The 25,994-nt window shown below is 54.6% G+C and carries 25 protein-coding genes; 8 read left to right on the top strand and 17 right to left on the bottom strand.

The features are described 5' to 3' along the window. Nucleotides 1–168: 168 nt before the first annotated feature. From ACN0RL_RS00190 to ACN0RL_RS00215, 6 genes are read right to left on the bottom strand one after another with little or no spacing between them, the layout of a single operon-like run. On the bottom strand, nucleotides 169–1,971 hold the full coding sequence (locus ACN0RL_RS00190) for an AMP-dependent synthetase/ligase (protein WP_417512620.1): 1,803 nt from the start codon (nucleotides 1,969–1,971) through the stop codon (nucleotides 169–171). Beyond that, nucleotides 1,968–2,777 carry an ABC transporter ATP-binding protein gene (locus ACN0RL_RS00195; RefSeq protein ID WP_417512621.1) on the bottom strand — a complete coding sequence of 270 codons (810 nt, stop codon included), beginning with the start codon at nucleotides 2,775–2,777 and terminating at the stop codon, nucleotides 1,968–1,970. Before ACN0RL_RS00195 ends, ACN0RL_RS00190 begins: the two co-directional genes overlap by 4 nt. A gap of 8 nt (nucleotides 2,778–2,785) precedes the next feature. Continuing rightward, a complete protein-coding gene (locus tag ACN0RL_RS00200; RefSeq protein ID WP_417512622.1) occupies nucleotides 2,786–3,994 on the bottom strand; it encodes an ABC transporter substrate-binding protein in 1,209 nt (402 codons plus the stop codon). A 36-nt stretch (nucleotides 3,995–4,030) separates the two neighbouring features. Then, a complete protein-coding gene (locus ACN0RL_RS00205; protein WP_417512623.1) occupies nucleotides 4,031–5,074 on the bottom strand; it encodes a branched-chain amino acid ABC transporter permease in 1,044 nt (347 codons plus the stop codon). Between the two features lies 1 nt (nucleotide 5,075). After that, nucleotides 5,076–5,954, bottom strand: a complete 879-nt coding sequence (locus ACN0RL_RS00210; RefSeq protein ID WP_417512624.1) for a branched-chain amino acid ABC transporter permease — start codon at nucleotides 5,952–5,954, stop codon at nucleotides 5,076–5,078. Further along, nucleotides 5,955–6,770, bottom strand: coding sequence for an ABC transporter ATP-binding protein (locus tag ACN0RL_RS00215; RefSeq protein WP_417512625.1), 816 nt, complete (start codon nucleotides 6,768–6,770; stop codon nucleotides 5,955–5,957). A gap of 167 nt (nucleotides 6,771–6,937) precedes the next feature. Between ACN0RL_RS00215 and ACN0RL_RS00220 the strand changes: the two genes are divergently transcribed. Together ACN0RL_RS00220 and nfsA are read left to right on the top strand one after the other, a co-directional pair. Beyond that, the gene (locus ACN0RL_RS00220; RefSeq protein WP_417512626.1) at nucleotides 6,938–7,732 is read left to right on the top strand and encodes an enoyl-CoA hydratase/isomerase family protein; all 795 of its coding nucleotides are present in this window, start codon (nucleotides 6,938–6,940) and stop codon (nucleotides 7,730–7,732) included. A gap of 92 nt (nucleotides 7,733–7,824) precedes the next feature. Next, a complete protein-coding gene (gene nfsA / locus ACN0RL_RS00225) occupies nucleotides 7,825–8,562 on the top strand; it encodes an oxygen-insensitive NADPH nitroreductase (protein WP_417512627.1) in 738 nt (245 codons plus the stop codon). 9 nt (nucleotides 8,563–8,571) lie between these two features. On the opposite strand, the gene ACN0RL_RS00230 is transcribed toward nfsA, so the two are convergent. Then, on the bottom strand, nucleotides 8,572–9,327 hold the full coding sequence (locus tag ACN0RL_RS00230) for a putative 4-mercaptohistidine N1-methyltransferase (RefSeq protein WP_417512628.1): 756 nt from the start codon (nucleotides 9,325–9,327) through the stop codon (nucleotides 8,572–8,574). 167 nt (nucleotides 9,328–9,494) lie between these two features. Between ACN0RL_RS00230 and ACN0RL_RS00235 the strand changes: the two genes are divergently transcribed. After that, nucleotides 9,495–10,484, top strand: a complete 990-nt coding sequence (locus ACN0RL_RS00235; RefSeq protein ID WP_417512629.1) for an LLM class flavin-dependent oxidoreductase — start codon at nucleotides 9,495–9,497, stop codon at nucleotides 10,482–10,484. 23 nt (nucleotides 10,485–10,507) lie between these two features. Here the strand turns inward: ACN0RL_RS00235 and ACN0RL_RS00240 are convergent, their stop codons facing one another. Beyond that, nucleotides 10,508–11,035 carry a glutathione peroxidase gene (locus ACN0RL_RS00240; RefSeq protein WP_417512899.1) on the bottom strand — a complete coding sequence of 176 codons (528 nt, stop codon included), beginning with the start codon at nucleotides 11,033–11,035 and terminating at the stop codon, nucleotides 10,508–10,510. A 209-nt stretch (nucleotides 11,036–11,244) separates the two neighbouring features. On the opposite strand from ACN0RL_RS00240, the gene ACN0RL_RS00245 reads away from it, so the two are divergent. The 5 genes from ACN0RL_RS00245 (at nucleotide 11,245) to ACN0RL_RS00265 (ending at nucleotide 15,436) form a co-directional block, all read left to right on the top strand. Beyond that, complete coding sequence (locus ACN0RL_RS00245) at nucleotides 11,245–11,775, top strand: YqiA/YcfP family alpha/beta fold hydrolase (protein WP_417512630.1); 531 nt, start codon at nucleotides 11,245–11,247, stop codon at nucleotides 11,773–11,775. A gap of 118 nt (nucleotides 11,776–11,893) precedes the next feature. Then, nucleotides 11,894–12,922, top strand: a complete 1,029-nt coding sequence (dctP, locus tag ACN0RL_RS00250; protein ID WP_417512631.1) for a TRAP transporter substrate-binding protein DctP — start codon at nucleotides 11,894–11,896, stop codon at nucleotides 12,920–12,922. 115 nt (nucleotides 12,923–13,037) lie between these two features. Continuing rightward, nucleotides 13,038–13,631, top strand: coding sequence for a TRAP transporter small permease (locus ACN0RL_RS00255; RefSeq protein ID WP_417512632.1), 594 nt, complete (start codon nucleotides 13,038–13,040; stop codon nucleotides 13,629–13,631). 39 nt (nucleotides 13,632–13,670) lie between these two features. Further along, nucleotides 13,671–14,957 carry a TRAP transporter large permease gene (locus ACN0RL_RS00260; protein WP_417512633.1) on the top strand — a complete coding sequence of 429 codons (1,287 nt, stop codon included), beginning with the start codon at nucleotides 13,671–13,673 and terminating at the stop codon, nucleotides 14,955–14,957. A gap of 35 nt (nucleotides 14,958–14,992) precedes the next feature. Beyond that, on the top strand, nucleotides 14,993–15,436 hold the full coding sequence (locus ACN0RL_RS00265; RefSeq protein ID WP_417512634.1) for a universal stress protein: 444 nt from the start codon (nucleotides 14,993–14,995) through the stop codon (nucleotides 15,434–15,436). 40 nt (nucleotides 15,437–15,476) lie between these two features. On the opposite strand, the gene ACN0RL_RS00270 is transcribed toward ACN0RL_RS00265, so the two are convergent. The 9 genes from ACN0RL_RS00270 to rarD form a co-directional block, all read right to left on the bottom strand. Beyond that, a complete protein-coding gene (locus ACN0RL_RS00270; protein WP_417512635.1) occupies nucleotides 15,477–17,744 on the bottom strand; it encodes a diguanylate cyclase in 2,268 nt (755 codons plus the stop codon). 149 nt (nucleotides 17,745–17,893) lie between these two features. Further along, a complete protein-coding gene (locus tag ACN0RL_RS00275) occupies nucleotides 17,894–18,934 on the bottom strand; it encodes an extracellular solute-binding protein (protein ID WP_417512636.1) in 1,041 nt (346 codons plus the stop codon). Then, a complete protein-coding gene (gene potC / locus ACN0RL_RS00280) occupies nucleotides 18,931–19,698 on the bottom strand; it encodes a spermidine/putrescine ABC transporter permease PotC (RefSeq protein ID WP_417512637.1) in 768 nt (255 codons plus the stop codon). Before potC ends, ACN0RL_RS00275 begins: the two co-directional genes overlap by 4 nt. After that, the gene (gene potB / locus ACN0RL_RS00285) at nucleotides 19,698–20,558 is read right to left on the bottom strand and encodes a spermidine/putrescine ABC transporter permease PotB (protein WP_417512638.1); all 861 of its coding nucleotides are present in this window, start codon (nucleotides 20,556–20,558) and stop codon (nucleotides 19,698–19,700) included. Before potB ends, potC begins: the two co-directional genes overlap by 1 nt. Continuing rightward, on the bottom strand, nucleotides 20,542–21,678 hold the full coding sequence (gene potA / locus ACN0RL_RS00290; protein WP_417512639.1) for a spermidine/putrescine ABC transporter ATP-binding protein PotA: 1,137 nt from the start codon (nucleotides 21,676–21,678) through the stop codon (nucleotides 20,542–20,544). The genes potB and potA overlap by 17 nt, the downstream gene beginning before the upstream one ends. A gap of 198 nt (nucleotides 21,679–21,876) precedes the next feature. Further along, complete coding sequence (locus ACN0RL_RS00295) at nucleotides 21,877–22,944, bottom strand: TRAP transporter substrate-binding protein (RefSeq protein ID WP_417512640.1); 1,068 nt, start codon at nucleotides 22,942–22,944, stop codon at nucleotides 21,877–21,879. Nucleotides 22,945–23,062: 118 nt separating this feature from the next. After that, nucleotides 23,063–24,739, bottom strand: coding sequence for a methyl-accepting chemotaxis protein (locus tag ACN0RL_RS00300; protein ID WP_417512641.1), 1,677 nt, complete (start codon nucleotides 24,737–24,739; stop codon nucleotides 23,063–23,065). A gap of 70 nt (nucleotides 24,740–24,809) precedes the next feature. After that, nucleotides 24,810–25,028, bottom strand: coding sequence for a DUF3565 domain-containing protein (locus ACN0RL_RS00305; protein WP_417512642.1), 219 nt, complete (start codon nucleotides 25,026–25,028; stop codon nucleotides 24,810–24,812). Continuing rightward, the gene (gene rarD, locus ACN0RL_RS00310) at nucleotides 25,025–25,912 is read right to left on the bottom strand and encodes an EamA family transporter RarD (RefSeq protein WP_417512643.1); all 888 of its coding nucleotides are present in this window, start codon (nucleotides 25,910–25,912) and stop codon (nucleotides 25,025–25,027) included. Before rarD ends, ACN0RL_RS00305 begins: the two co-directional genes overlap by 4 nt. Nucleotides 25,913–25,994: the final 82 nt, after the last annotated feature.

The raw sequence follows: 25,994 nt of genomic DNA on the forward strand, positions 1-25,994 counted from the left end.
GATTTTCAGTCATGATAGCTGGCTCAAAAGTTTGGGGCGGACATTATCAATCATAGTGAGCCCAGCAAACCATGGCTTCTATCAAGTCGACTTGACCCAGGTCGTTCGCAAACGATCAGGTTTGATATTTATCGTATCTTTTACCACTGAGCGCTGACTCGATGCTTGTCAGCTATACAGCGTTTCGATCACATCCGCATATTTCTCATAGATTTTACTCCGGCGCACTTTCATGGTGGCAGTTACCTCGTCATCATCGTGGTCCAGTTCCTTGTTCAGCAGATGAAAACGCTTGATCTGCGCCACTTGTGGCAAGCTGTCATTGCCCCTGGTTACCTCCGCCTGAATCAATTCCTGAACCTTTTCGTGCTCCGTCAAGCTGCGGAACGTAGTGTAGGCAATCCGCTCCTGCTCCGCCCATTTCGCGGCAGTTTCAAAATCTACCTGAATCAGCGCCGAGACATACTTACGGGCCTCACCGATAACAATACACTCCTTGATGTAAGGGCTCGCCTTGATCGTATTTTCAATCTCCGTGGGCGAAAGATTCTTGCCTCCGGCAGTGATCATGATGTCTTTGAGCCGGTCAACAATTCTCAGCTGTCCCTCTTGCCACTCGCCAACATCGCCAGTGTGTAACCAGCCGTCCCTGAGGGTAGCTTCTGTGGCCTCATCATTCTTGTAGTAGCCTTTGAACACCATGCCCCCTCGCATGATGATTTCGTTATGTTCTCCAAGCGCCACCTCAAGCCCGGAAACAGCCGTTCCCACAGTACCAAGGCAAACATTGTCCGGACGCTGAGCTGTTGCCACACCCGTACTCTCGGTCTGGCCAAAAACCTCAACAAGGGGCACACCCAGGGTTCGGAAAAACTTGAGAATGCCCGTTGAGATAGGAGCCGCACCGGTCAGCGCGATGGTGCAACGGCGCAGTCCGATAAAGTTCTGCAAAGCGCGGAATACCAGCCAGTAGTAGACGCTGTAGGTAAGCCGCTCACCAAGGCTCCACTGTGCTTTGGGCTTTGTCGCCATCGGCTCACAGGCTTTCATGGCACGATCAAAAAGCATCTGCCGAAAACGCCCGGTCTCCTGCATTTTGATGTAGATGGAGGAATGGAGCTTTTCCCAGATCCGCGGAACGCCCAGAAAAAACGTCGGTGCAATTTCGCGAAGGTCTTCCTGGATCGTGCGCAGGCTTTCACCAAAGCTTACTGCACTGCCCACATAGACAGGCGCAATATTGGTCAGGGCCTGTTCTGCCACATGGCATAACGGCAGGTAGGACAAGCTGGTGCTGTGCTCATCCACGCCCAGGAGCTCAACAAGCCCGGGCGCACCAGCGTGCAGATTGCCCCAGCTGATCATCGCACCTTTGGGTCGGCCGGTAGAGCCCGAGGTGTAAATCATCAGGGCAATATCGTCCATCTCCTGGCTGTCGAGCAGTTCGTCAATCAGCTCAGGATGGCTTTTCTCGAATTCCCGCCCCGTGTTCTCGATGTCTTCGAACGACGATGGTGGCTCGGAATAAGACCGCAAACCTTTCGGGTCAATAACAATATTGTGTTTGAGCTGCGGCAGCTGGGGCCAGGCTTCCAGAACCTTGTCGGTCTGTTCCTGATCTTCACACACCACCATTTCTGCGTCGCTGTGTTCAAGCACGTAGGCCACTTCATTCCAGGGGCTGGTGGGATAAACTCCCACACAGATTCCTTTTACCAGGCCTATGCCCATCTGGGCGATAACCCACTCCACCCGGTTCTCCGAAAGAATGGCGACATGGCCACCCTCGGAAAGACCCAGCGCACGCAGGCCCAGGCCAAAGTGCCGCGCACGTTGGTAATAGTCCTGCCAGGAACAGGCCTGCCAGATACCAAAATCTTTCTGCCTGAGCGCCAGCATCCCGGGGCGCTCTTTCGCATGCGCCCTGAGCATCTGAGTAAGTGTCAAATCACGGATTTGCGGTGTTGTCATGACAGCCACCGCTTACGACGCTTATAGTGTTTGATGTCCCGGTAACTGCGGGCTTCACCTTCTTTGCCACCAACGCCCAGATAAAACTCCTGAACATCCTCATTGGATGAAAGTTTTTCTGCCGGGCCATCGATCACGATTTTGCCGTTTTCCATAATGTAGCCGTATGAAGCGATGGCCAGAGACACGGCCGCATTCTGCTCCACCAGCAGTATTGCCGTACCTTGCTCCCGGTTTATCCGCGCAATAATAGTGAATATTTCCTCAACCAGCTGCGGGGCCAGGCCCAGAGAGGGCTCATCCAGCATGATCAGTTCCGGCTGGGCAATCAGCGCACGGCCAAGTGCAAGCATCTGTTGTTCGCCGCCGGACAAATAGCCCGCAAGCTGCTTACGGCGCTCTCTGAGGCGTGGGAAATAGTCATAGACCAGCTCGTAGGAATCACTCAGTGACGTCTTGCGCCCGCTGAGTGCGTAGGTTGCCGCAACGAGATTTTCCTCAACGGTCAGGTCTTCAAATACGCGCCGCCCTTCCATGACATGAAAGAGGCCGTCGCGAACCAGTCTTTCAGGGGCTATCCCTTTTAGGGGGCGGCCCTTGAAGCGGATCTCGCCGGCGGTCACCTCGCCGTCCTCCAGGGCCAGCAGCCCGGACACGCTTTTCAGTGTCGTGGACTTGCCAGCGCCGTTGGAACCCAGCAGCGCCACAATGGCGCCACGGGGAACACGCAGTGACAGGCCCCGGAGAACCTGCACCGCCTTGTTGTAAACCACTTCTATGTTATCGATTTCCAGCAAGGCTTCCATACAGCGTCTCAGTCGAGGTGAATCCAGTCGGATACCGGCTCATAGCGGGCTTCTTTCGCGTTTACACGCCAGATTCTACCCACCGGGAACGACATGTCCTGCACCGTGACCGGAATACCGATAATGCCGCCGGTATCCCAGTCCTTGATAGAAGCCAGAGACTCAGCCATGTTTTCACCGGTCAGTTCCTTGCCCGCATCCATGGTGCGCTTGATCACCTCGGTCCAGACCATCGCGTTAAACCAGCCCTGCATGTAACCGGTCGGACGGTAGCCGGCATCCGGATCGCTCTTTTCAGCTGTGGCGCGCAGTGCGTCCAGCACGGGGCCGCCTTCAGCACTGTCATAATAGTTGTACGGCATAACACCCATATAACCATCAGCGTCCGCACCCATCTTGTCTATGATCAGCTTGTCGCTGGACCAGAAGGTACCCATAAACTGGGTATCCAGGCCCATCTGCCGCATCTGCACCATGAACTCGTTGATCGGCGACAACACATAACCGTGGAACACAACGAAATCAGGGCGCACCCGGCGCAGCTTCAGTATTTCTGCAGACACATCCACACTGCCGGGCTTGGTAACAATTTCCTCTACCACTTCGATACCCATCTCGGCGGCTCTGGCCTTGCCGTTTTCGATGGGGTCCTTACCGAATTCGGTATCGCTGTATACAAAAGCAACAGTAGGCATATCGCCATCTTTGCCCTGGGTCGCAATGTACTCAAGGATGATGCCGAACATCTGGCTATAGTTCGGGCCGGGAATGAACTGGTACGGGTATTGTTCATTGTCCGTCAGCGCGGTCGCAAAAGACGCGCCACTCATCAGCGTGGAGCCCCTGCTGTTCAGTTCTGAGGCAATTGTTTTCATGAACCCGGTGCTGTCACCGTAGTAAACCGGGACCGTATTGCTGCCGGTAATTTTCTTGAAGGCGGCTACAGAGCGGTCTACTTCATAGCCGGTATCTTCCATCACATACTTCACCGGATGACCATTAATGCCGCCCTCGCTGTTGATCCAGCTTGTGTAGTCCGTCAGGCCAGCGTGCAGGTGCACGCCGGCAAAGGCGAATACACCAGACAGCGGGATAGAGCCACCGAATACAATGGGTTCTTTATCCTGTGCCATCACGGGCGCCGCTGCCACCAGAGCAGCAGCAACACTGCCGATACCTGCGAGCCTGCGGCCCTTGTTGAGAATGCTTTTGAACATGTTTCTTCTCCTTGCGGCTTCTTGTTGTTAAATCCACTAGTTCTTGAAGGGCCATAAACTGAAAAAGCGCCGTATGCGGTGCCAGATCTCCGCCAGCCCATGCGGTTCAAAAATAAGGAAACCGACAATCAGTGCACCGAAAATAATTTCGAGCATCGGTGACATGAATATCGGTGCATTCGGATAAAACGGTGTCAGAGCGGTAGTGAGCAGTTTGAGAATTTCCGGAATCAGCGTCATGAAAGCCGCACCGAGTATGCCGCCCAGCAGGTTGCCCATGCCGCCAACAATAACGGCTGCCAGGTAGAAAATGGACATGGAGAGCGGGAAGCTTTCCGGTGTAACAACCCGGAAAAAATAAGCAAACAGACCACCGGCAACGCCGGCATAAAATGAACTGAGCGCGAAGGACATCAACTTGTAATGCAGTAGATTAATGCCAAGAATCTCCGCCGAAATATCCCTGTCCCGGATCGCGATAAACGCCCGGCCGATGCGGGTACGGAACACATTCCTGGCGGCAAGCACCATAAGTACCGCCAGGGGCACAATGATGAAGTACATCCCGAAATCGCTCTGAAACGTCAGCCCGAACAGGTGCGCCGGCTCCAGGCTCATCCCGCCCATACCACCGGTTACAGACTCCCACTCAGCGAAGATAAAGTGCAGGAACACACTGGCAGCCAAAGTGGCAATCGCCAGATACAGGCCTTTTACCCGGAGAGACGGAAGCCCGACAAGAATACCGACCGCAGCCGCAAGCAGCCCGGCCAGCAACAACGTGACCGGAAAAGGTAACCCCGTGTTCGCGGACAACCAGGCCACTGTGTAACCACCCACCCCCATAAAGCCCGCCTGCCCAAGAGAAATCAGGCCGGTAAAACCGGTGAGAATGTTCAGGCCCGTGGTGCTGATAACCGCAATACCTACCAGACAACCCAGGTACAACAGATAGGCGTCTGCCATAAAGGGGAACAACAGAAGCGCAAGCAGGAAAAGCGCGAACCAGATTTTCTGTGTGGAACTGGTCAGGATAGCCTCGTCGGCCTCATAACTCTGTTTGGCGTCACCGATGCGCATCTTACACTCGCTCTATTTCGTGGGTGCCAAAAAGGCCGTAGGGGCGGAAAACAAGAATGACGGCCAGCACCGCGAAGGTAGCCGGCATACGATACTCGCCGCCCAGATATGCGCCTGCCACCGTTTCCAGCCAGCCAATAAAGACACCGGCAATCAATGCACCGACAATACTGTCCAACCCACCAACGATCACCACCACCAGTACACTAAGGCCGATAGCGCCGAACTGCGGGCTGAGACCACCGGTTGCCGCCACCAGAACGCCCGCAAGCGACGCCGCAAGCGAGCCAAACACCCATGCCAGATTGAATACCCGGCGCACGTTAATGCCCATGGAGTAGGCCGCGGCCTGATCGGAAGCTGTTGCCCGCAGTGCGACGCCGCCACGGGAAAAGCGGAAATACAGGAGATAAATGATGAGCACCGCAGCACCAATAAGGAAGCCGTAGGCAATCTTGGGCGCCAGATACATCTCACCAATGAACACCGGTTTGCGGGGCAAGAAACTCGGCAAAAGCTGAGGGTCGGCGCCCCATATCATCTCTACCACTCCCACCAGAATACTGGCGATACCGATAGTGACCATAACCACCGAAATAGACGATTCGCCCAGCATCGGGCGGATCATGACTTTTTCGATCACGCCACCCAGCACGCTTCCACCAAGCACCGCCAGCGGCAGAGCTACCCAGGGCGACATTTCCATGCCTCCGGCAAAAGCCAGAAACAGATAGGCCGCGAACATCATAATTTCGCCGATAGCGAAGTTGATAACCCGGGTAGCCTTGTAAATGATCACGAAACCCAGCGCGATCAGGGCATAAAGACCACCCATGGCCAGACCCGCAAGACTGATTTCCCCGAAAAACAACCAGTCCATTCAGGCCACCTCGCGGTCGGGGTTAAGCTTCTTGCGCAGGCTGTCCATATCACTGGTGCCCAGATACGCTTCTATTACCTGTGGATTGTTCTGCACCTCCGAGGGTACCCCCTCAGCAATCACCTGCCCGAAGTTAAGCACGGCGATGTGATCGGAAATATCCATGACCATGCCCATGTCATGCTCAACCATCAGCACCGTAACGCCCCACTCTTCCCGGATGTCCAGAATAAACCGGGCCATATCCTCTTTTTCTTCACGGTTCATGCCGGCCACAGGTTCATCCAGCATCAGTACCTTTGGCCGCATTGCCAGCGCACGGGCCAGTTCCACCCGTTTCTGGAGCCCATAAGACAGGCTTGCTACCGGCTGGCGCCGTATGTGGTCGATCTCCAGAAAATCGATGATGTGGCGCTCTACTTCCTGGCGCACGGCCATTTCTTCACGGCGCGCCGCACCGAAATACGCCAGTGATCCCAACAGGCCGCTTTTCATGTGCACGTGGGCACCAAGCTTTATATTGTCGAGCACCGTCATGCCGCGGAACAGGGCAATGTTCTGGAAGGTACGCGCCAACCCCAGGGCGGCCCGGACAGGAGGCTTCGTACCTCCAAGCTCCTTACCCTGATAGCGGATGGTGCCCTGCTGAGGTTTGTAAAAGCCGGAGATACAGTTAAAAAGTGAGGTCTTACCGGCGCCGTTCGGGCCGATCACCGTGGTAACGGTATTTTCCGGCACGCGGAAGCTGACATCCTGCAATGCCTTCACACCACCAAACGAGAGCGAAAGATTATTGACTTCGAGGATACTGGACATTATTCCCCGCACATCGGCAGATTATGGTTGTTATTGTTTACGTAAACGTCAGGCTGATTTCGCTGACCCGATTTAAAATAGCCTATTCCCGCCATAAAAACCAAGAGACTCTGTTCTATAGTTACCGAACAATTAACTAAAGACTCTCAGCGACGGACTTCACAACCATGACCGAAAGCCCCTTAATCTCCGCGTTTGATGAACAAACCGGCGTAGCCACCCTGACATTCAATCGCCCCACCGTTCTCAATGCCATCAACATCAACATGGCGGACGCATTCCTTGATGCGGTGAAAGCACTAAGCGAGCAACCGGGATTACGCTGCATTGCGTTGACAGGTGCCGGGAGGGCGTTCATGGCGGGTGGCGATGTCGCCAGCATGGCCGGCACACGGGAACAGACCAGAGATGTCATCAATGGCTTGCTCGTGCCACTTAATGAAGCGATTCTTCTGCTACGGAGTATGGATGCACCAATAATTTCCGCTGTAAGAGGTGCGGCCGCAGGCGCAGGGCTGAGTATCGCCCTCATGGCAGACATCATCGTAGCGGAGGAAAACGCTCGTTTTCTGATAGGTTACAACGGTATAGGTGCCGTACCAGACTGCGGCGGAACCTGGTTTATGGCCAACAAAATCGGATCTGCACGCGCTGCAGAAATGATGCTGCTCGGGCGAACCCTGAGCGCAATCGAAGCAAAGCAGTTTGGCCTGGTGACCGAAACATCACCGGAAAGCACGTTTGATGGGCTTTTGGCGGATACCATCAATCGAATTGCCAATGGGCCGACACAGGCTTTTGGGGCGTTCCGCCGATTGATTGATGGTGCCAATGGAACCCCTCTGGACATTCATCTGGAAGCCGAGCGGCAGGCGTTTCTGAAAATTGCCGAAACAGCAGACTTCGCAGAGGGTGTATCGGCATTCCTCGCCAAGCGGCCAGCTGCTTTTTCAGGCCAGTAACTGCGCGAACCCGAAAAACCGGATCCACCTTGCTCATCCGCCCGTAAGCCTTCAACATTCATTGCCGCAAACTACGAAACAGGCGAGTGACCATGAACCCGACTATTGAACTACTGAAATCCCATCGCTCTATCCGTAAGTTCACAGACCGGAAGATTTCCCCTGAGCTACTCATGGAGCTGGTCCAAGCCGGACAAAGTGCGGCCACATCGAGCCACATCCAGGCTTACTCCGTGATCCACGTGATCAATCCGGAAAACCGTCAGAAGATTGCAGAACTCGCCGGTGGGCAGATATACATTGCGGAATGTTCGGATTTTCTGGTGTTCTGCGCTGATATGAAACGCTCCACAGGCGCAGCACAAAGAGCAGGAGCAGACGTGGTTCGCGGCACAACAGAGCAGCTGCTGGTTGCCAGCGTTGACACTGCGCTCATGGCCCAGAATGTCGCGATTGCCGCTGAGTCTGAAGGCCTGGGCCTCTGCTACATTGGTGGCATCCGGAATAACCCGGCCGAGATCAGCGAGATTCTCCGCCTTCCTGAGCACGTATATCCGGTGTTCGGGATGTGCCTCGGCTACCCTGACCAGAACCCTGAGGTCAAACCCCGACTCTCAACAGAAACCATTCTCAAGGAAGATTATTACCAGGATGAGCAGGACGAGGCCCGGATAGCAGACTTCGACAAGACCATGAACAAGTACTACCTGGAGCGCACCGGCGGCAACAAGGACACAAATTGGTCGGAGCAGCTCAAGCCCCTGTTTACCAGCAAACTGCGGCCGCACATGAAAGGCTTCCTGCAGCAAAAGGGCTTTAAAATGCAGTAAACAGCGCTATCAGGCGCTGATTTTCTGCCAGACTGTTAATTCCGAGAAGCTGTGCTGGAACTTGTTTCGCGTTTCGCGGATAACAAACGGCAGGCTTCGGGATTCAAGCAACAGGGTGAAATGTGGCGCCAGCATGTCTTTGAGGCCGTCAAGGGTGGTGTAATCCTCCCCGTCCTTCTGGAAGCCACCCACCCACTTCTCTTTCGGAGTGTGTTCTTCCAGCCAGGTGTAAGGCGAAGCAATCAGCAGCAGCCCGCCGTCGTTCAGCCGTTCGTGAATGCGTGTCAGAAACAGGGAAGGATCGTAGAGCCGATCAATGAGGTTACCTGCCAGCACCAGATCATACCCTGTGAATTCCGGCTTCAGATCGCAGGCGTCGCCCTGATGAAAGGCCACCCGCTCTGCGGTATCCTCAAGGTCGAGCGACGCCAGAGATCGCTCCTGATAGCTTACCAGCGCCCCTTCTTCAGGGCGGGCGTAGCGAACGATCTTGTCGCGGGCCATCAGCTGGCACTGCTCCACGAATTTGGTGGAAAAGTCGATGCCATCCACATGGGCAAAAATCCGGGCCAGCTCAAAACTGGTGCGACCACAGGCACAGCCTATATCCAGAGCACGCCCGGGCGTTCGACCGTCCATTGCATCAATGGCTACCTTTGCAAGCCCGCGGGGAAAGTTCGCTTCTCCGTGCCACTGTTCGCCAAAATGGAACTCCAGATACTGGGCCAGGGTGGTGTCATCTTCGTAGTAGGCGCTTTGCTGCACAATGATATCCTTCACAGTAATTGGCGTTACGGGGTCTCTGCCATTCTGAAACGGCCCGGGGCAGAGAGCGCTTCAGATGTTATCCTAGCATCATGCCATTCAAGCCGGCGACTGCCGGTGCATCAATGCCGGCACCTGCAATAGCCAATTAGAACCTTTGGAGCTTCATGAGCCACTATCCTGACTATTCATTGCTGGAACTCGCGTCGGTTTGCGAGGGCGATTCCGTGGGCGCCACCCTGGCCAACAGCGTGGCCTATGCCCAGCATGCCGAAACTCTCGGCTTCAAGCGTTTCTGGCTGGCAGAACACCACAATATGGAGGGCATCAGCAGCTCCGCCACATCGGTACTGATCGGTCACATAGCCGGTAAAACCCGAACTATCCGGGTTGGCTCCGGGGGCGTAATGCTGCCCAACCACCCGCCCCTGGTAATAGCCGAGCAGTTTGGCACGCTGGAAAGCCTCTACCCGGGGCGAATTGACCTCGGCCTGGGCCGGGCACCAGGTACAGATCCGATAACAGCTCGCGCCTTACGCCGGGATGGCCTGGGTGCAGAACAGTTCCCGGAAGACGTTGCACGGCTGCAGTCGCTGCTGGGCCCTCTGCAACCCGGCCAGGCGGTAAAGGCCATTCCCGGCGCCGGAACCAACGTGCCCATTTGGCTTCTGGGCTCCAGTCTCTACAGCGCGCAGCTGGCGGCCATGCGGGGCTTGCCCTATGCCTTTGCCGGGCACTTTGCCCCGCGTCTTTACCGGGAAGCATTGAAGATTTACCGGGATAATTTCCAGCCTTCCGAACAGCTTCAGCGGCCCTACACCATTCTTGCGGTTCCCGCCGTACCTGCCGATACCATGGAAGAGGCAAAGCATCTGGCAACCACAAGCTACCAGCGCATTCTCGCACTCTTCAGAGGCCAACCTCTGTGGATGAAGGCGCCCGTTGAGTCAATGGATGGTCTGTGGAATGCCGGTGAACGGGCCGGAGTGAAAGATTTCCTGGCGCTTCAGCTACTCGGCGATGCCGCGGCCATCCGGAACCAGCTTGATGAATTGCTGGCGAGCGTAACGGTGGATGAGGTGATGTTTACCGTGGATATCCATGACCCGGAAAAGCGCCGTCATGCCCTGAGCATCCTCGAGAAAACGCGACACTGAGCCGGTGCTGGTCCGGAACCGAATCAGAGCAGCGACTCTACTGCCCTGACGAGCTCGGGGTCATCCGGGCGTGTGCGACTCGGGAAAGACTTCACCACTCTGCCGTCCTGATCAATCAGGTACTTTGTGAAGTTCCAACGCGGTGCAGAACTTTGCGCAATGATCTCCTGAAAGACGGGGTTAGCATCCGCGCCGGTCACCGGGCCCGGGGCAATCATGGTGAAAGTAACCCCGAAATTCTTGAAGCACACAGTCGCGGCCTCGGATTCTGTAGCCGCCTCCTGCCTGAAATCGTCGCTGGCAAAACCTACAACAACCAGCCCTTCCGTCTGGTATTTTTTATGCAGCGCTTCCAGCCCGGCGAACTGCCCCGTATAGCCGCAATGGCTTGCGGTATTGACGACCAGTATGGGCTTGCCTGCCGCAATGTCACACAGGTTAACCGAAGTACTGGAATGGAGTTTTCGCTGGTCATGATCAAGAAAAGCAGGACACTCTGCCGCCCCTGCATTGCCGGTTGCCAACGCACTGATCAGCAGAGCGCCGAACATCAGGGGCGCATGACGGGTATTTCGCTTGGGTGATCTCATACTCCAGGTACTCTTTTTAGCCAGTTATTTTTAGCCGGTTATTGATTCGCCTAATCCGACCAATATTACGCACAAAACAGCACAGTGGCTCAGGCACGAAACTGGACAGGCGGAAAAGGCCTGCCCATCATGCCATGAGATTGACAGACCAACCCTGGAACGACTGACCCATGGCAGAACAGAGCACAATTCATATTTTCCTTTCCCACGGAATGGAGAGCGGCCCCGGCGGAACCAAAATCCAGGCATTGAAAACCCTGGCAGAGACTTCCGACAGGGTTCGGGCATACGCCGTAGACCACAGGAGCAGTAAAGACCCCGCGGTTCGTCTCACCCAGATGCAGGATGCCATTGCCGGCAGCGGCGCAGCACCGGAAAATATCATTCTGGCCGGTTCCAGCATGGGGGGCTGGGTGTGCGCCCAGTTCAGCGCCCAGGTGCCGGTTCTCGGGTGCTTTTTGCTGGCTCCGGCACTGGCGCTTCCGAACTACCCGCAATCCAGCCCGCACATCCAGGCAAGCCACGTACAGATCATTCACGGCTGGGATGATGACATTGTGCCTGTCATGCCAGTGGTCGAGCTTGCCCGTCAACAGTCGCTTCCGGCGCTGATGCTGGCCGATGGCCACCGCCTGGAAAACAGCCTCGACCGAATCGTTGAAGAGTTCCGGATGTTTCTTTCAAGGGCAGGAATCCATTGAGCAAAGACTGGACAGAAACAAACCAAAAGGGCCAATTTCTTGCGAAAGTCGCCAAGTTTTGCCAGTCTTTAATAATGTAACAATAAATGTCTGAAGAAAAACGAACGGAGAAAACCCGATGAGCAGCATGAGCAAATTCAAGAAACTGGCCGGAATTTCAGCGTTCGCATTCGCGGCAATGACCGCAGCAAACTCCGTGAACGCGGCCAACTGGCGCTATGCCCACGAAGAATACGAAGGCGACGTACAAGACGTATACGCATACAAATTCAAGGAATACATCGAAGATAACTCCGATCACACTCTGCAGGTGTATCGTTTTGGTGAGCTCGGTGAATCCGATGACATCATGGAACAGACTCAGGCGGGCATTCTGAACTTTGTAAACCAGTCACCCGGTTTTACAGGCGCCCTGATTCCTGAAGCGCAGATCTTTTTCATTCCTTACCTGATGCCTACCGACATGGACACGGTCATCGAGTTCTTCCGTGAAAGTAAGGCAATCAACGAAGACTTCCCGAAACTCTACGCTGAAAAGGGCCTGGAGCTTCTGCAAATGTATCCGGAAGGCGAGTTCGTGATCACGCTGGATGAGCCAATCACCACGCCCGCGGAGCTGCAGAACAAAAAGATCCGGGTTATGACCAACCCGCTTCTGTCGGAAACCTACTCTGCATTTGGCGCAACACCAACGCCACTGCCCTGGGGTGAAGTATACGGCGCTCTGCAGACCAACATGATTAATGGCCAGGAAAACCCGATTTTCTGGATCGAGTCCGGCGGGTTGTATGAGGTGTCACCCAACCTCGTCTTCACCGGTCACGGCTGGTTCACTACCGCCGCGATGGCCAACAAGAACTTTTACGATGGCCTGTCCGATGCAGACAAGAAGCTTGTTCAGGACGCAGCAGATTATGCCTTTGAAGAGATCATCACTCACATCGACGGCCTGGCAGATGAAGCGCTCGCAAAGATCCAGAAGAGCAGTGACGAGGTTACTGTCACCCGCCTGAATGAAGAGCAGATCAAAGCCTTCAAGGACAGAGCTCCTCAGGTTGAGAAGAAGTTCATCGAAATGGCTGGCCAGGGTGGCCAGGACCTGTTGAACCAGTTCAAGAAAGACCTGGAAAAAGTACAGAACGACTGATCCTGAATCGTTCTTGTCCGCCGCCGGCGCCCGCCGGCGGCCGCTTTACTGAACCAACCACGCCCCGCCAAGAACCAGTATCCGGCAGGGAGCGACATGATCTGGAGCAGACCCCATGTCCGAGAATTCCCCGGAGATAGATGACGATACCGGTACTTTCGAGTCCGGCCTGCCCGGGTTTCTGGGAACCTTAGACGGTTGGATAGCCAGAGCAGAGGCCGTCATTCTGGCCGCCGGTATAATCCTCATGGCTATCAACACCTGCGTTAACGTTGTTGCGCGATTTGTATTCGGAGAGGGCTTTTTCTTCTCCGGCGAAATAAACCGCATCCTGATTATTCTGGTTACCTTTGCCGGCATCGGCTACGCGGCACGTTACGGCAGACACATACGAATGTCCGCGGTTTACGACGCACTGCCAACCAAAGGTCGCAAGGTGCTGATGATCTTTATCGCCCTGTTCACCTCCATGGTGATGTTTTTTCTTTGCTATCACTCCTACGGATATATCGAAACGCTTTACAGTCGTGGTCGAATTTTACCGGCGCTGGGTTTTGAAATCTGGTGGATTTACATCTGGGTGCCCGTGGGTTTTGCGGTTACCGGCATTCAGTATTTCCTGACGGCTATCAAGAACTTCACTACTGAAGACGTTTATCTCTCCACCGGTGTGATTGACGGTTACGCTGATACAGAATCGGAAGTCTGATCCGGTTTTAAACCGGACACGATAAAAAAGGGCACACCTATGGCGACAATTTTAATGATCATCATGATCGGGCTGCTGCTTCTCGGCTTCCCGATGATGATACCGCTGACGACCGCCGCCGTCGTCGGTTTCGTGATGATGTTCGACGGCTTCGGCCAGATGGGCACCTTCATTCAGCAAATGATGGGGGGTATCCGGCCTGCTTCACTCATTGCAGTGCCCATGTTCATTCTCGCCGCAGACATCATGACACGTGGCCAGTCTGCGGACAGGCTGATCAATATGGTCATGGCTTTCATCGGTCATATAAAGGGCGGGCTGGCAATCAGTACCGCAACGTCCTGCACGCTCTTCGGCGCGGTTTCCGGCTCTACCCAAGCGACGGTTGTTGCGGTTGGCTCACCTCTGCGGCCGAAAATGCTCAAGGCCGGCTATTCCGATTCGTTTACTCTTGCGCTGATCATCAACGCCAGTGACATTGCCTTTCTGATACCCCCGAGTATCGGCATGATCATTTATGGGGTTATCTCACAGACATCCATTGCGGAGCTGTTCATCGCAGGTGTTGGCCCGGGCCTCCTGATATTGTTCATGTTTTCGCTTTACTGCCTGTTCTACGCCTACAAAAACAACGTACCCACGGAGCCAAAGGCGACCTGGCGCGAACGTGCTTTTTCAGTGCGTGATGCCATCTGGCCGCTGTTTTTCCCGGTTATTATCGTTGGTGGTATTTACGGAGGTATTTTCAGCCCGACCGAAGCGGCAGCCGTTTGCGTACTTTATGCGTTCCTGCTGGAATTCATCGTATTCCGCTCACTCAAACTCGGTGAAATTTACAAGATCGCCAAGTCCACCGGCCTGATCACCGCTGTCGTGTTCATACTGGTCGCTGTGGGTAACGGATTTTCCTGGATCATTTCCTTTGCCCAGATCCCGCAGGCAATTCTGGAATCTGTGGGCGTCAACGAAGCCGGCCCGGTGGGTGTGCTCATCGCAATCTGCGTGGCGTTCTTTATCGCCTGTATGTTTGTGGATCCTATTGTTGTCATTCTGGTACTGACCCCTATCTTTGCGCCCGCCATCCAGGCAACAGGGTTGGACCCGGTGCTGGTCGGCGTGCTCATCACCCTCCAGGTTGCAATAGGCTCGGCAACGCCGCCTTTCGGCTGCGATATTTTCACCGCGATTGCGATATTCAAGCGCCCTTATCTGGAAGTTATCCGCGGTACGCCGCCGTTTATTTTCATGCTGATTTCAGCCGCCGGTCTGATTATTGCGTTTCCGCAGATTGCTCTGTTCCTGCGTGATCTTGCCTTTGCAGGCTGACGTGCAACCGGGTCTGGATTTTTAAGGAGAAAACCATGTTCAAACGGATACTGGTGGCGGTAGACGGCTCTAAAACCTCTCTTGCGGCGCTGGACAAGGCCATCGGGCTGCAAAAACTCCTGCCGGACGCAGAGATCTTCATTCTCTGCGTTTATAAGCACCACAGTCTGTTCGAGGCGTCACTTTCCATCGGAAGGCCCTCCGACATGGACATTCCGGACAAGGTGCTTTCGGAATACGCCAAAGAGGTGGTAAATCACGCCAAAGATATAGCCAAAGAGCACGGGGCAACCAAGGTTCGCGGCTTTGTAAAAGCAGGGCGTCCCTCCAAGGTTATTATAAAATTTGCCCAGGACAAGGAAGCGGATCTGATTGTGGTAGGCACCCGTGGAACTCACAGTGACAAGGACGGGATGTTTCTTGGCAGTGTTTCACACCGTGTGGCAGCACACGCCAAATGCCCTGTGCTGGTAGCCTGAGTAGCATACAACTGCGCCGGCCAGACACTCTGCCAGCCGGCTAAACCTCTGAAAAAACCTCAACGTTGTCACGGCCACCAGCTTTGGCCCGGTACAGCGCTTCATCTGCAAGCTTCAACAACTGTTCGGGCTCGCCCGTACTCTCCGGCCAGTTAGCCACACCAATGGAAATGGTCAGATGACCAAGGGTGCTGCCTTCAAACATCACCGGCTCTCTCCGTACCGCCTCTCGCAGTTCCTCTGCACGCACTCTGGCGCCGGCGACATCTGAACCGGGCAAGATCACAACAAACTCCTCACCACCGTGGCGGCAAACGATATCACTGCCGCGAAAACGGGATTTCAGTATCGATGCAAATGCCTGCAAAGCCATGTCCCCCGCCTCATGTCCAAGGGTATCGTTAAAGCGTTTGAAATGATCGATGTCCAGCAGCAGGAGCGATAGGGGAGTGGCATTGCGCAAAGCAACAGCCGTTTCATGCGCAAGTAACTGATCGAAATACCGGCGATTTTTGAGGCCGGTTAGTGCGTCTTCGTAGGAGTACCGCTGCAGATCCTCCCTGAGTGAAATACCGGAGAGCGTAACTCCGATACGTTCAGCAACCAGATTGATGGATGACATAAGCCGCCCAGCGCCATATTCGGTGTATCCGGAGCTGCTGATGCTATCGCCATCAAGTAGCAACAAGCCCTCAAGCGCTGTGCCATGGCTTGCGAACTCAATGTTGATAGGGAAACACACCAACCCCTTCCAGCCCCTGCCAGCGGCCTCAGCGTCCTCAACCGACCCCGCGGTAAGGCGAACCGGATCCGGCAGGTTCTTTGCATCGGCAACAATCGGTGCCAGGACCGGGTGCGCATCTCCATACCCCCAGTGCACAAGGCGTTCGTAGGTGCCGCTGGCTGTTTGTCGATAAATCATTCCCTTGAGCGGGCTGCAGAGCCTCGGCATGGCTTCAACGAGCAACTGAAACGCCTGGCTAAGGCTTACACATGCCTGCAGTTCCGCAATCACATCCGCGAAGATCTGGCTTTTTTCGTTCTCGAACGCCAGCAAGCTTGCCCTTGCCTGCTCCCGTTGCAAAAGGGTTTCTGCCCTTTCCGTGCGATCAGCAACCTGTTGCTCCAGGGTTACCGTCAGGTCCTGCAAGGACTTCTGGGTAACGGCATAATGTCGGAACGAAATGATGACTACGGCCAGGGAGAAAAAAAGCAAACCCAGACTGACCGGCACCTGCCCCCAGGGCAGAAAACCGTGAGCCACGGCCATGTCAGCGACGAGCAGGGCGCCAAAGACTCCACACGCAAACACCAGAATCTGCTGCTCACCGTTCAACGAACGCATTCGGGGCAACGTCAATACGCCGATCACGAACAGAGAAAACAGCAACAATGCATCAAACGGTGGGAACGTGGACGAAAGATCCACGACTCCAGTCAAAGCCAGGCCCAATGCGCAAACCAGGTAAGCCAGATGCAGCTTCCAGATCAGGCTGATCGTTCGTGACGGACGATCTTCCAGCCATTGATCCAGCATAAGCCCCAGAGCCACAGGCAACAGGTAGTAACTTCCGGCTGCCAGATAATCCCAAAGCAGGGCGTTGGAAATGATAAGCAGGCTGGCCTGACTCTCGGCTACCAGCATTATGGATGAGGCCAATGCAAACAGGCCTATACTGGAAAAAGTCTTTCTTCCACCCTGCAGCAGCGAGAATATCAGCGCGAGCACAGCCACCAGCAGAGAGAATCCGGCAACAAGCAGAGCTTCGAGAGAGTTTTCGAGAATATAGAGAAGGAGCTCTGAGTGATCCATGATGCTCACCTCGCCCCAGAGACCTATATCCGTGTAGTCAGAAAACACACGGAAGTAAAGCTGCTTGTTCTGATAACCTTCAGGAAGCGCGATCTCGTGCCAGGGCCAGCCCTCAAATCTGCCACGGCCATCCTTGTCGAAGGTGCCGTACTGATAGATGTTTTGGCCATCCAGCCAGACCTGGACAATCAGATCAACGCTGAAAATGTAAAGAACCGGGCTCTGCCATTCACCGGCGGGAAGCGTTACCCGATACCAGACCTGATCCCGGCCATTGCGCCCCGGGGGATTGGAAGGGAAGTCAATGGAATGCCACTGCCCAGGCTGCTGTGCAAGAGCCAGATCCGGGACGCCTTCGGCATTGAAAGGTATATCACCCCAACGGTATTCCCAGCCCTCAGCTAAGGGCTGAGACGCAGCCATAGAGGTTAAAGGCAAGGCCCCCCATAGAGCACCAAACACGATAATCAGGATTTTCATTAAGGGTGCGGGCATTAACCTTGGAAACCTGCCAGTAGGGGCGTTACGGGCAAGTATAGAGCAACAGCGCTACACGTGTACAAATCAAAGACAGTAAGCCTTTAAAAGGGCTGGATTACAGGGCCTGCAGGTGACCCTGTAATCCCGGGCATGGTGATCAGGCTTTACAGGCCGGATTTAAGTTTTTCCCAGTACCTGGCGTACACCTGCAAAGCTTCATCACCGATATCGCTCTGAAACTCGGCATTAACCATGTCTTCCGGCGTCGGATAGCTGGCGCGATTCCCGGCAACCTCGTCTCCCAACAAATCCCGTGCGGACAGCACTGGCGTGGCATAACCGATGTCTTCACTGATCAGTGCCGCAATTTCCGGCTGCAGCACAAAACTGATGAATTTGTGAGCCGCTTCCGGGTTTTTGGCATTCTTCGGAATTACGAAGCTATCCAGCCAGGCGATAACGCCCTCCTTCGGGTACACATACTCCAGGGCTTCCATGCTGTCCTTGCCCATAACGGCTTCACCGTTCCAGATCATGCCCACATCCGCCTCGCCTTCAAGGAACGGCATGCGGGGGGCGTCCGAGTTGAAGGTACGCACGGAGGGCATCAGCTCGGTCAGCTTTTCATAGGCTTCTTCAATCTGTTGCGGATCGGTACTGTTACCGGAATAACCCAGCACCCGCAGGCCCATGTGGAAGACTTCACGCATATCGTTGGTCAGGTTAACCCGGCCTTTGAAGCGCTCATCCCAGAGATCTTCCCAGGCGGTCACGGGCTCGCCTTCGATATCAGCGGTATCAACACCAATTCCTGTAGTGCCCCAGAGATAGGGCACGCTGTACTGGTTGCCCGGGTCGATATCCAGGCCCGTGAGTTCGGAATCAAGCTGATCAAAGCCGCTGATCTTGCTTCTATCGATGGGCAGCAACAGCCCTTCGTTGCGCATTTTACTCACATAGTAGGTCGACGGTACTGCAAGATCATAAGCGGCGCTCTCATCCAGCAGTTTGAGCCGCGCATACATGGCTTCGTTACTGTCATAAGTGGTGTAGACAACTTTGATTCCGGTCTCGTCCTGGAAGCGGGTCAACACCTCCTGCGGCATGTACTCGGACCAGTTATACAGATTCAGTACCTGGGGATCGTCAGAACTACAGCCCGTCAGGCCCAGTGCCAGCATGCCGGCCAGTGCGAGTTTCTTCATTGTTTGCTCCTTGAAAGAATCCATTGCGACACCATCAGCATCACCAGTGAGAACACCAGCAGCAAAGTGCCCAGTGCGTTTACTTCGGGTTTTAGCCCCACACGCACCATGGAATAGATGCGCAGAGGTAGAATTTCGTAGCTCGGGCCGCTCACAAAGGTGCTCACCACAACATCGTCCATGGAGAGCGTGAAACCCAGCAGCCAACCCGCCATCAACGCCGGCATGATAACCGGGATCAGCACTGTGCGGGTCATCGTAAAGTCGCTGGCACCCAGGTCCCTCGCCGCTTCCGGCAACCGCTCATCAAACCCGGCAAGCCTGGCCATAACGGTAATCACCACAAACGGCAGGCAGAAGGTTACGTGTGCCAGCAGCAGCGATACATACCCAAGCTGCAGTCCCAGCAACAGAAACAGCCCAAGCAATGAAATCGCCAGCACAATTTCCGGTGACATCATGACCACAAACAGCATTCCGTTCAGCACTCTCTTGCCACGAAAGCGATAGCGGTGCAAAGCGAGAGCGGTCAGCGCTCCGATCAAAGTAGATACAGTGGCCGCCGTGAGCGCCAGCCACAGCGAGTTCCACATTGCCTGCACCATAGCGTGATTATTGAACAGCGATTCGTACCAGCGAAGGCTCAGGCCGCCCCAACTGTAGCCGGTGCGGGAGTCGTTAAAAGAGAACACTACCAACACAATAATCGGTACGTACAGCAGCAAATAAACCAGAGCAAGATAACTACGGGAAAGCCAGCGCATCACGCACCCTCCTCGCCCAGGCGGCGCTTACTCAACCGATGCGCAAACATCAGCAGCGCCATAGTGAGGGTCAGCACAATGCTGGCAGCAGCGCCAAACGGCCAGTTACGGGCATCCAGAAACTGGTTTTTGATCACGTTGCCCACCAGCAGATTGCGCGAACCACCCAGAATGTCCGGCACGAAGAACAACCCCATAGCAGGCAACAATACCAGCATGACTCCGGCCAGCACGCCCGGCAGTGTCAGCGGTACAATGACGTTCTTGAATGTAGCAAAACGCCCTGCGCCCAGGTCGTGAGAAGCGAGCAGGACATCCTGTCGCAAATCTTCAAATACCGAATACAGGGGCAGAATCATGAACGGCAGCAGCAGATACACCAGGCCCACAATCACGGCGCCTTCGGTGTAAAGAAGCTGTGCGGGTTCGTCGATAACCCCCATAGACATGAGCGCACTGTTCAGCAGGCCATTGGTGGCCAGAATCAGCTTCAGTGCGTAGGTACGCACCAGGGAGTTGGTCCAGAATGGCACGATTAACAGAAAGATCAGCAGCATCTGACGACGTTTTTCTACCCGCGACAAGGCCCAGGCAAACGGATAACCAATCAACAGGCAAATCAGCGTGGTCATGGCCGCCATGTAGAGGGAGTGAAGAAACACCTCCAGATACAGCGGGTTGAACAGTTGCCGATAGGCATCCAGGTTCAATGGCAGGGAAATGAAGGTAGAGGGGGCCCGCGTCATCACGCTGGCACCCACTACCAGCATATTTGGCGCAAGCACGAGGAACAGCAACCAACCCCACACCAGCACCAGAACAGCCGCTCTGAACGGCTGTTGCTTAATGCTCTGCATCATCAGCTGCCAACTCCTCTTCATCGGTCAGCGGCTCATCGCCCTCTTCTGCCAGCAACCATTCCCAGCCGTCTACCCAACTTACGCGCACCGGCTCGCCAATACTGTAGTCAAACGCTGGATCGTCCTCGTCAAAGAACTCGCTGGCCATCACATGGCTGCCGTCCTCCAGCTCAATAACCGAGTCCAGTGTACTGCCTTTGTAATTGCGCTCTACGATCTTGCCTGCAACACCATCGACATCACCCGGCGCAAGTACCCGGATATCTTCCGGGCGCAGCAGAACGTGCAGTGGCTGATTCATCGCAACACGGAACGACGGTTTACTTAACTCCCGGTTCAGACCAAACACATCCACACTGATTCGCTCACCCTCTATTTTCGTAACCCGGCCGGGGAAGAAGTTGGTCTGGCCCACAAAGCGCGCAGTGAAAACGTTCGCCGGGCGTTCATAGACTTCCCTGGGTGTGCCAAGCTGCTGGATATGGCCGTCTTTGAGCACCACAATGCGATCAGACATAGACAGCGCTTCTTCCTGATCATGAGTGACGAACACGAAGGTAATGCCCAACTCACGCTGCAGCCGCTTGAGTTCTACCTGCATGGTGCGGCGCAGTTTGTAGTCCAGCGCCGAGAGAGGTTCATCCAGTAACAGCATTTTGGGCCGTTTGACCACCGCCCGAGCAATCGCAACCCGTTGCTGCTGACCACCGGATAACTGATGCGGCTTGCGCCGCGCAAAATCGTCCAGCTGAACCATGGCAAGCGCTTCTTCAACACGCTCCCGTATCTCGGCTTTCGGCCGTTTCTCCATTTTCAGGCCATAGGCCACATTGTCGAAAACCGACATATGTGGAAACAACGCGTAATTCTGGAAAACCGTATTCAGTGGGCGGTGTTCTGGTGGGGTTTGTGTGATATCAGCGCCCGAAAGCGTAACGCTACCCCGGTCCGGGAGCTCAAAACCCGCCATCATGCGTAAAAGGGTTGTTTTACCACAGCCGGAGGGCCCCAGAAGGGTAATGAACTCACCATCGTCAATCGTGAGACTGAGTTCATCCAGTACGGTCTTGCCGTCAAACTGTTTGGAGATACCGCTCAGCGATAGGAGTGTTTTAGTCATCAGCCCTGCCCAAATAATAAGCGGCGTATTTTTTCAGAAAGAGCGCAGCATAAAAAGCTTAGTGTCGTTTTTTTACACGACAATTTTTATCCGGTGGTTTAATCGAAGGGCCCAACACTGGCAAAGCGATGCCTCTGCGGGGTTGTTTTTCATGAACATGCCCCGGCTGCCAAAGCGGCCAGGGCATGTTAGAAGGCTTTATTGGCCAGCAACGCTGTCCAGGTAGGCTTTATCTGAAATGTTGGTCCACTGACGAACCTGCTTGAGGTAATCAAAGTGGGAGTTGATTATCTCCTTGGCCAGCTCGTCTTTTTCAGCGGCTTCTGCCAGCAATTTTTCAGTTGCCTCACGCATTGCTTCAATAACTTCCGGCGGGAACGTCTTGTGCGTCACATTCGGATAGTCTTCTTTCATGCGATCCCAGGCCACGCCGCTTTCGTGGGTAGTCTGAATGTACATGTCATAAGCGGCAGTGCGCATGGCGATCCGCAGAATTGCCTGCAGATCTTTGGGCAGCTTGTCCCAGCTCTTCTGGTTGATCAGAAACTGTACTTCTGCACCTGGCTCCTGCCAGCCTGAGTAGTAGTACTTCGCTATCTGATGGAAGCCCATGGGGAAGTCAAGAGCCGGACCTACCCACTCAACGGCATCAACCGTGCCACGCTCAAGTGCCGTGTAAAGCTCGCCGGGCGGCAGGTTGGTTACTGCCACGCCAAGCTCTGCCATCACTTCACCCGCAAACCCGGGAGTGCGCATTTTCAGGCCTTTGAGATCCGCTACGGTGTTGATCTCTTTGTTGAACCAACCGCCCATCTGGTTACCGGTATTACCACCCGGGAAGGAGAGCAAGCCGTATGGCTCGTAAACCTTCTGCATCAGCTCCATGCCTTCGCCATGATAAAACCAGGCATACATTTCCGGCGCAATCAGGCCGAAGGGTATGGTGGTGAAGTACATCGCATTGGGAATCGTGCCCTTATAATAATAAGAAGCCGTGTGCCCCATGTCGTACTGACCATTGCGCACCAGATCAAAAATACCGAAAGGCGCTTTATGCTTGTTGGAGCTGTCGACGCGGATCTTCAAGCGGCCGCCAGACATCTCTTCGGCCATCGCGGCCATGTGCTCAGTGGTTTCACCGAGAATAGGGGAGTTAGGGCCCCAGGTTTGCGCAAGCCGCAAAGTATAGCTTTCTGCAGCTACGCCGAGCGAACTAACAGAAAACAACAGCGTCACCGCTGCCATTCTGATCAGACGAGTCATCATTGTTAGCACCATTTATCGTTTTATTTTATTGCGTTGTTATCGTTCAAACGATAGCAATACTAGCCCGGGATAACACCTCACGCCAAGTGAGACTCTGAAAAAGACCCCGGCTCGTACTTCAGACTTTAAATCGACTTACCAGGTCTCGCAGGCTTTCTCCCAGGCGAGCGAGTTCATGGCTGGCTTCATTGGTCTGGGTAACGCCGGTATCACTTCGTTGCGCCGCATCCACAATGCGTACCACGTTCTGATTGATCTCTTCCGCAACCTGGCTTTGCTGCTCGGCCGCGGTGGCAATCTGGGTCACCTGATCATGAATCTGCCCAACCGATTTCTCAATCGTCACCAGAGCACCTGTGGCGTGGTTAATCCGCTCCACCGTCTCAGACGAACGATCCCGCGACCGATTCATCCGCTCAACGGCCGAGCGGGTTTCACTGACGAAGCCATCAATCATTTCACGGATCTGATCCGCGGATTCGGCGCTGCGCCGAGCCAGTTGACGCACTTCATCTGCGACCACAGAGAAACCGCGACCATGGTCACCTGCTCTGGCAGCCTCGATGGCAGCGTTCAGTGCGAGCAAATTGGTCTGTTCGGTTACGGACTGAATAACATCCAGAACTCTCTGGATGTCATCTGATTTCTCAGCCAGAGCGTTGATACTGAGAGCGCTTTCCTGAATCTCCTCAGAGAGTTTGTTTACCGAACCTTGCGCATTGGCAATGGTTTCACCACCGTCTCGAGCCATGCGATCAGCATCTGACGCAGCACTTTCAACTTCGCTGGCGTTCCCGGAAATCTGCTGGATGGTTGCTGCCATTTCATTGATTGCAGAAGCAATCTGATCGGTTTCGGACCCCTGTTCCTGCACTGACGCCCGGGTTTCATTGGCAACGCGACTCAGCTCTTCCGCAGCAGACGCCACCTGCTCGGTTGTGGCCCCGACTTCCCGGATAGTCGTCTGTATTTTGATGACAAAGGCGTTAAAGCGACGGCCCAGCTCAGAAAGCTCATCACGGCCCTCTTCGGGCAAACGCTGACGCAAATCACCATCACCATCAGCGATCTCCTGCATCATGTCGCTGACTCTTTTCAAAGGCAAGGTCACTGTGCGACCGACGAACACGCCAATTACCAACGAGATCACCACGGCAACGGCTGTGACCAGTAGAATAAAGCCAAGCGTTGCAACTATGTTGTCCTCGATTTCCAGACGCGCAGCGTCAACCTGTCGATCGATATCGGTAACGTAGACACCCGCCCCAATCATCCAGTCCCACCCCGGAATAATTGCGGAGTAGGACACTTTGGGCTCTTCGTTACCGGAAGCCGGATTAGGCCAGTCATATCCGAGATAGCCCGTGGATTCTGCCGCTCCAAACAAGCTGCCTACGAGCTTTTTGACGACCGGACTATTATCCTGCCCCTCTCGGGAAGGGTCAGGAGAGTATGCAACTGCCTGCGCGGCCCTGTTGTATGCGAAAACGTAATTCGCCTTCTCAAACCGGATAGAGCGCAAGCGGGATGCAGCCTGAATTTTTGCCTCGTCCTCAGACAGTGCAGGGTCGTTTTTTGCCTCCAGCACCACCGCTTTCGCGGCATCGATCAGATTCTTAAGTCCTGCCTTTCGGGCTTCCAGAAGGCTTGACTCAAGGCGCTTTAACTCTGCCTCCCCGTTGGCCTGGATCTGGCTGACGGAAATCCAGGCGACCGTCGCTGCTGTAACCAGGACCGGAATCAATACGGCAAGCAGCAGGCGGGTGCGAATATGCAGGTTGTTCAGAAAATTCATTACGGCAGATCCTCAGAAAAGCAATGTCTCGAACTGCTATCGACAAAATCCGGAATATCTTGAATAAAAACTATGCCTTGCCCTGCACAAAATCACGAACCGCACCCTCGTCACACTTCCGGCAGTCAAGCTCAAAGCCAAGCATAGAGCGTCTCCCCTCTTCGGTTGTCACCCAGGGCCTGTTAACCCAGGGTGGCGTATGTCGCACATGCTGGTTATGCCCACAGGCCAGTCGGGCGACCCAGTGATCCTCTTCATCCTTGTGGTATCCGATTATCGGTTGTTTCATGGTAAAGACCTGGAACGCCCGGCCCAGGCGGACCAGGAATAAATCGCCAGAGCAACCCATATCATAATAAAACTCGTCAACTTTTCGATGCTGAGGGGCTCACTGAAAACCATCAGCGCAATCAGAAACTGGATAGTCGGGTTGATATACATAAGAAAACCAACCGTCGACAGGCGCAATCGTCGAGCAGCGCCGGCAAACGCCAACAAGGGGATTGCCGTTATCGCACCACTGGAAATCAACAGGAGCGTGGTCGATGTATCCTCCGAAAAGTGTGAAGTCCCGGCGTAGCTGACAGCAGTGAGCGCCATAATAGCCACCGGCAGCAAAAGCAGGGTTTCCACAAACAGACCCGAGAGCCCATCCAGAGCTACCTGCTTGCGTAGCAGCCCATAAGTTCCAAAGCTGAATGCCAGCGCCAGCGTTATCCAGGGCACAACACCCAACAGGAAAAGCTGATACAGAATCGCAAGAGTGGCCAGTGCCACAGCCAGAATCTGTAACCGGGAAATACTCTCTTTAAGCACCAGCATGCCCAGCCCGACGTTCACCAATGGCGTCAGGAAGTAGCCAAGACTAGCCTGAAGCACCTGCCGGGTTTCCACAGCATAAATATAGACTCCCCAGTTCACGGCAATCAGCACGGCACACCCGAGAACAAACCCAAGCTTTGCCGGCTGCACAAGCGCCGCCCATACGGGTTGCCAGCGCTTCAGAAAGGTGACAATAACCGCCAGAAACAAGCAGGACCAGATTACCCGGTGTGTTACCACTTCCCAGGCGGGCACGCCGTCAAACAGCGCGAAATAAAGCGGAAAACAACCCCACATAGTGTAGGCAAACAAGCCGTAAAAAACGCCTTTGCGAGCTTCCTGCGCTGCCATTTCAATAGCTTCCTCATTATATTTTGACGTTAAATTTAACATACCTGACGGGTGACGCGCTCGGGCAATATGGCTTAACCTG

The organism is Marinobacter sp. (assembly GCF_048259445.1).
GTDB lineage: Bacteria > Pseudomonadota > Gammaproteobacteria > Pseudomonadales > Oleiphilaceae > Marinobacter.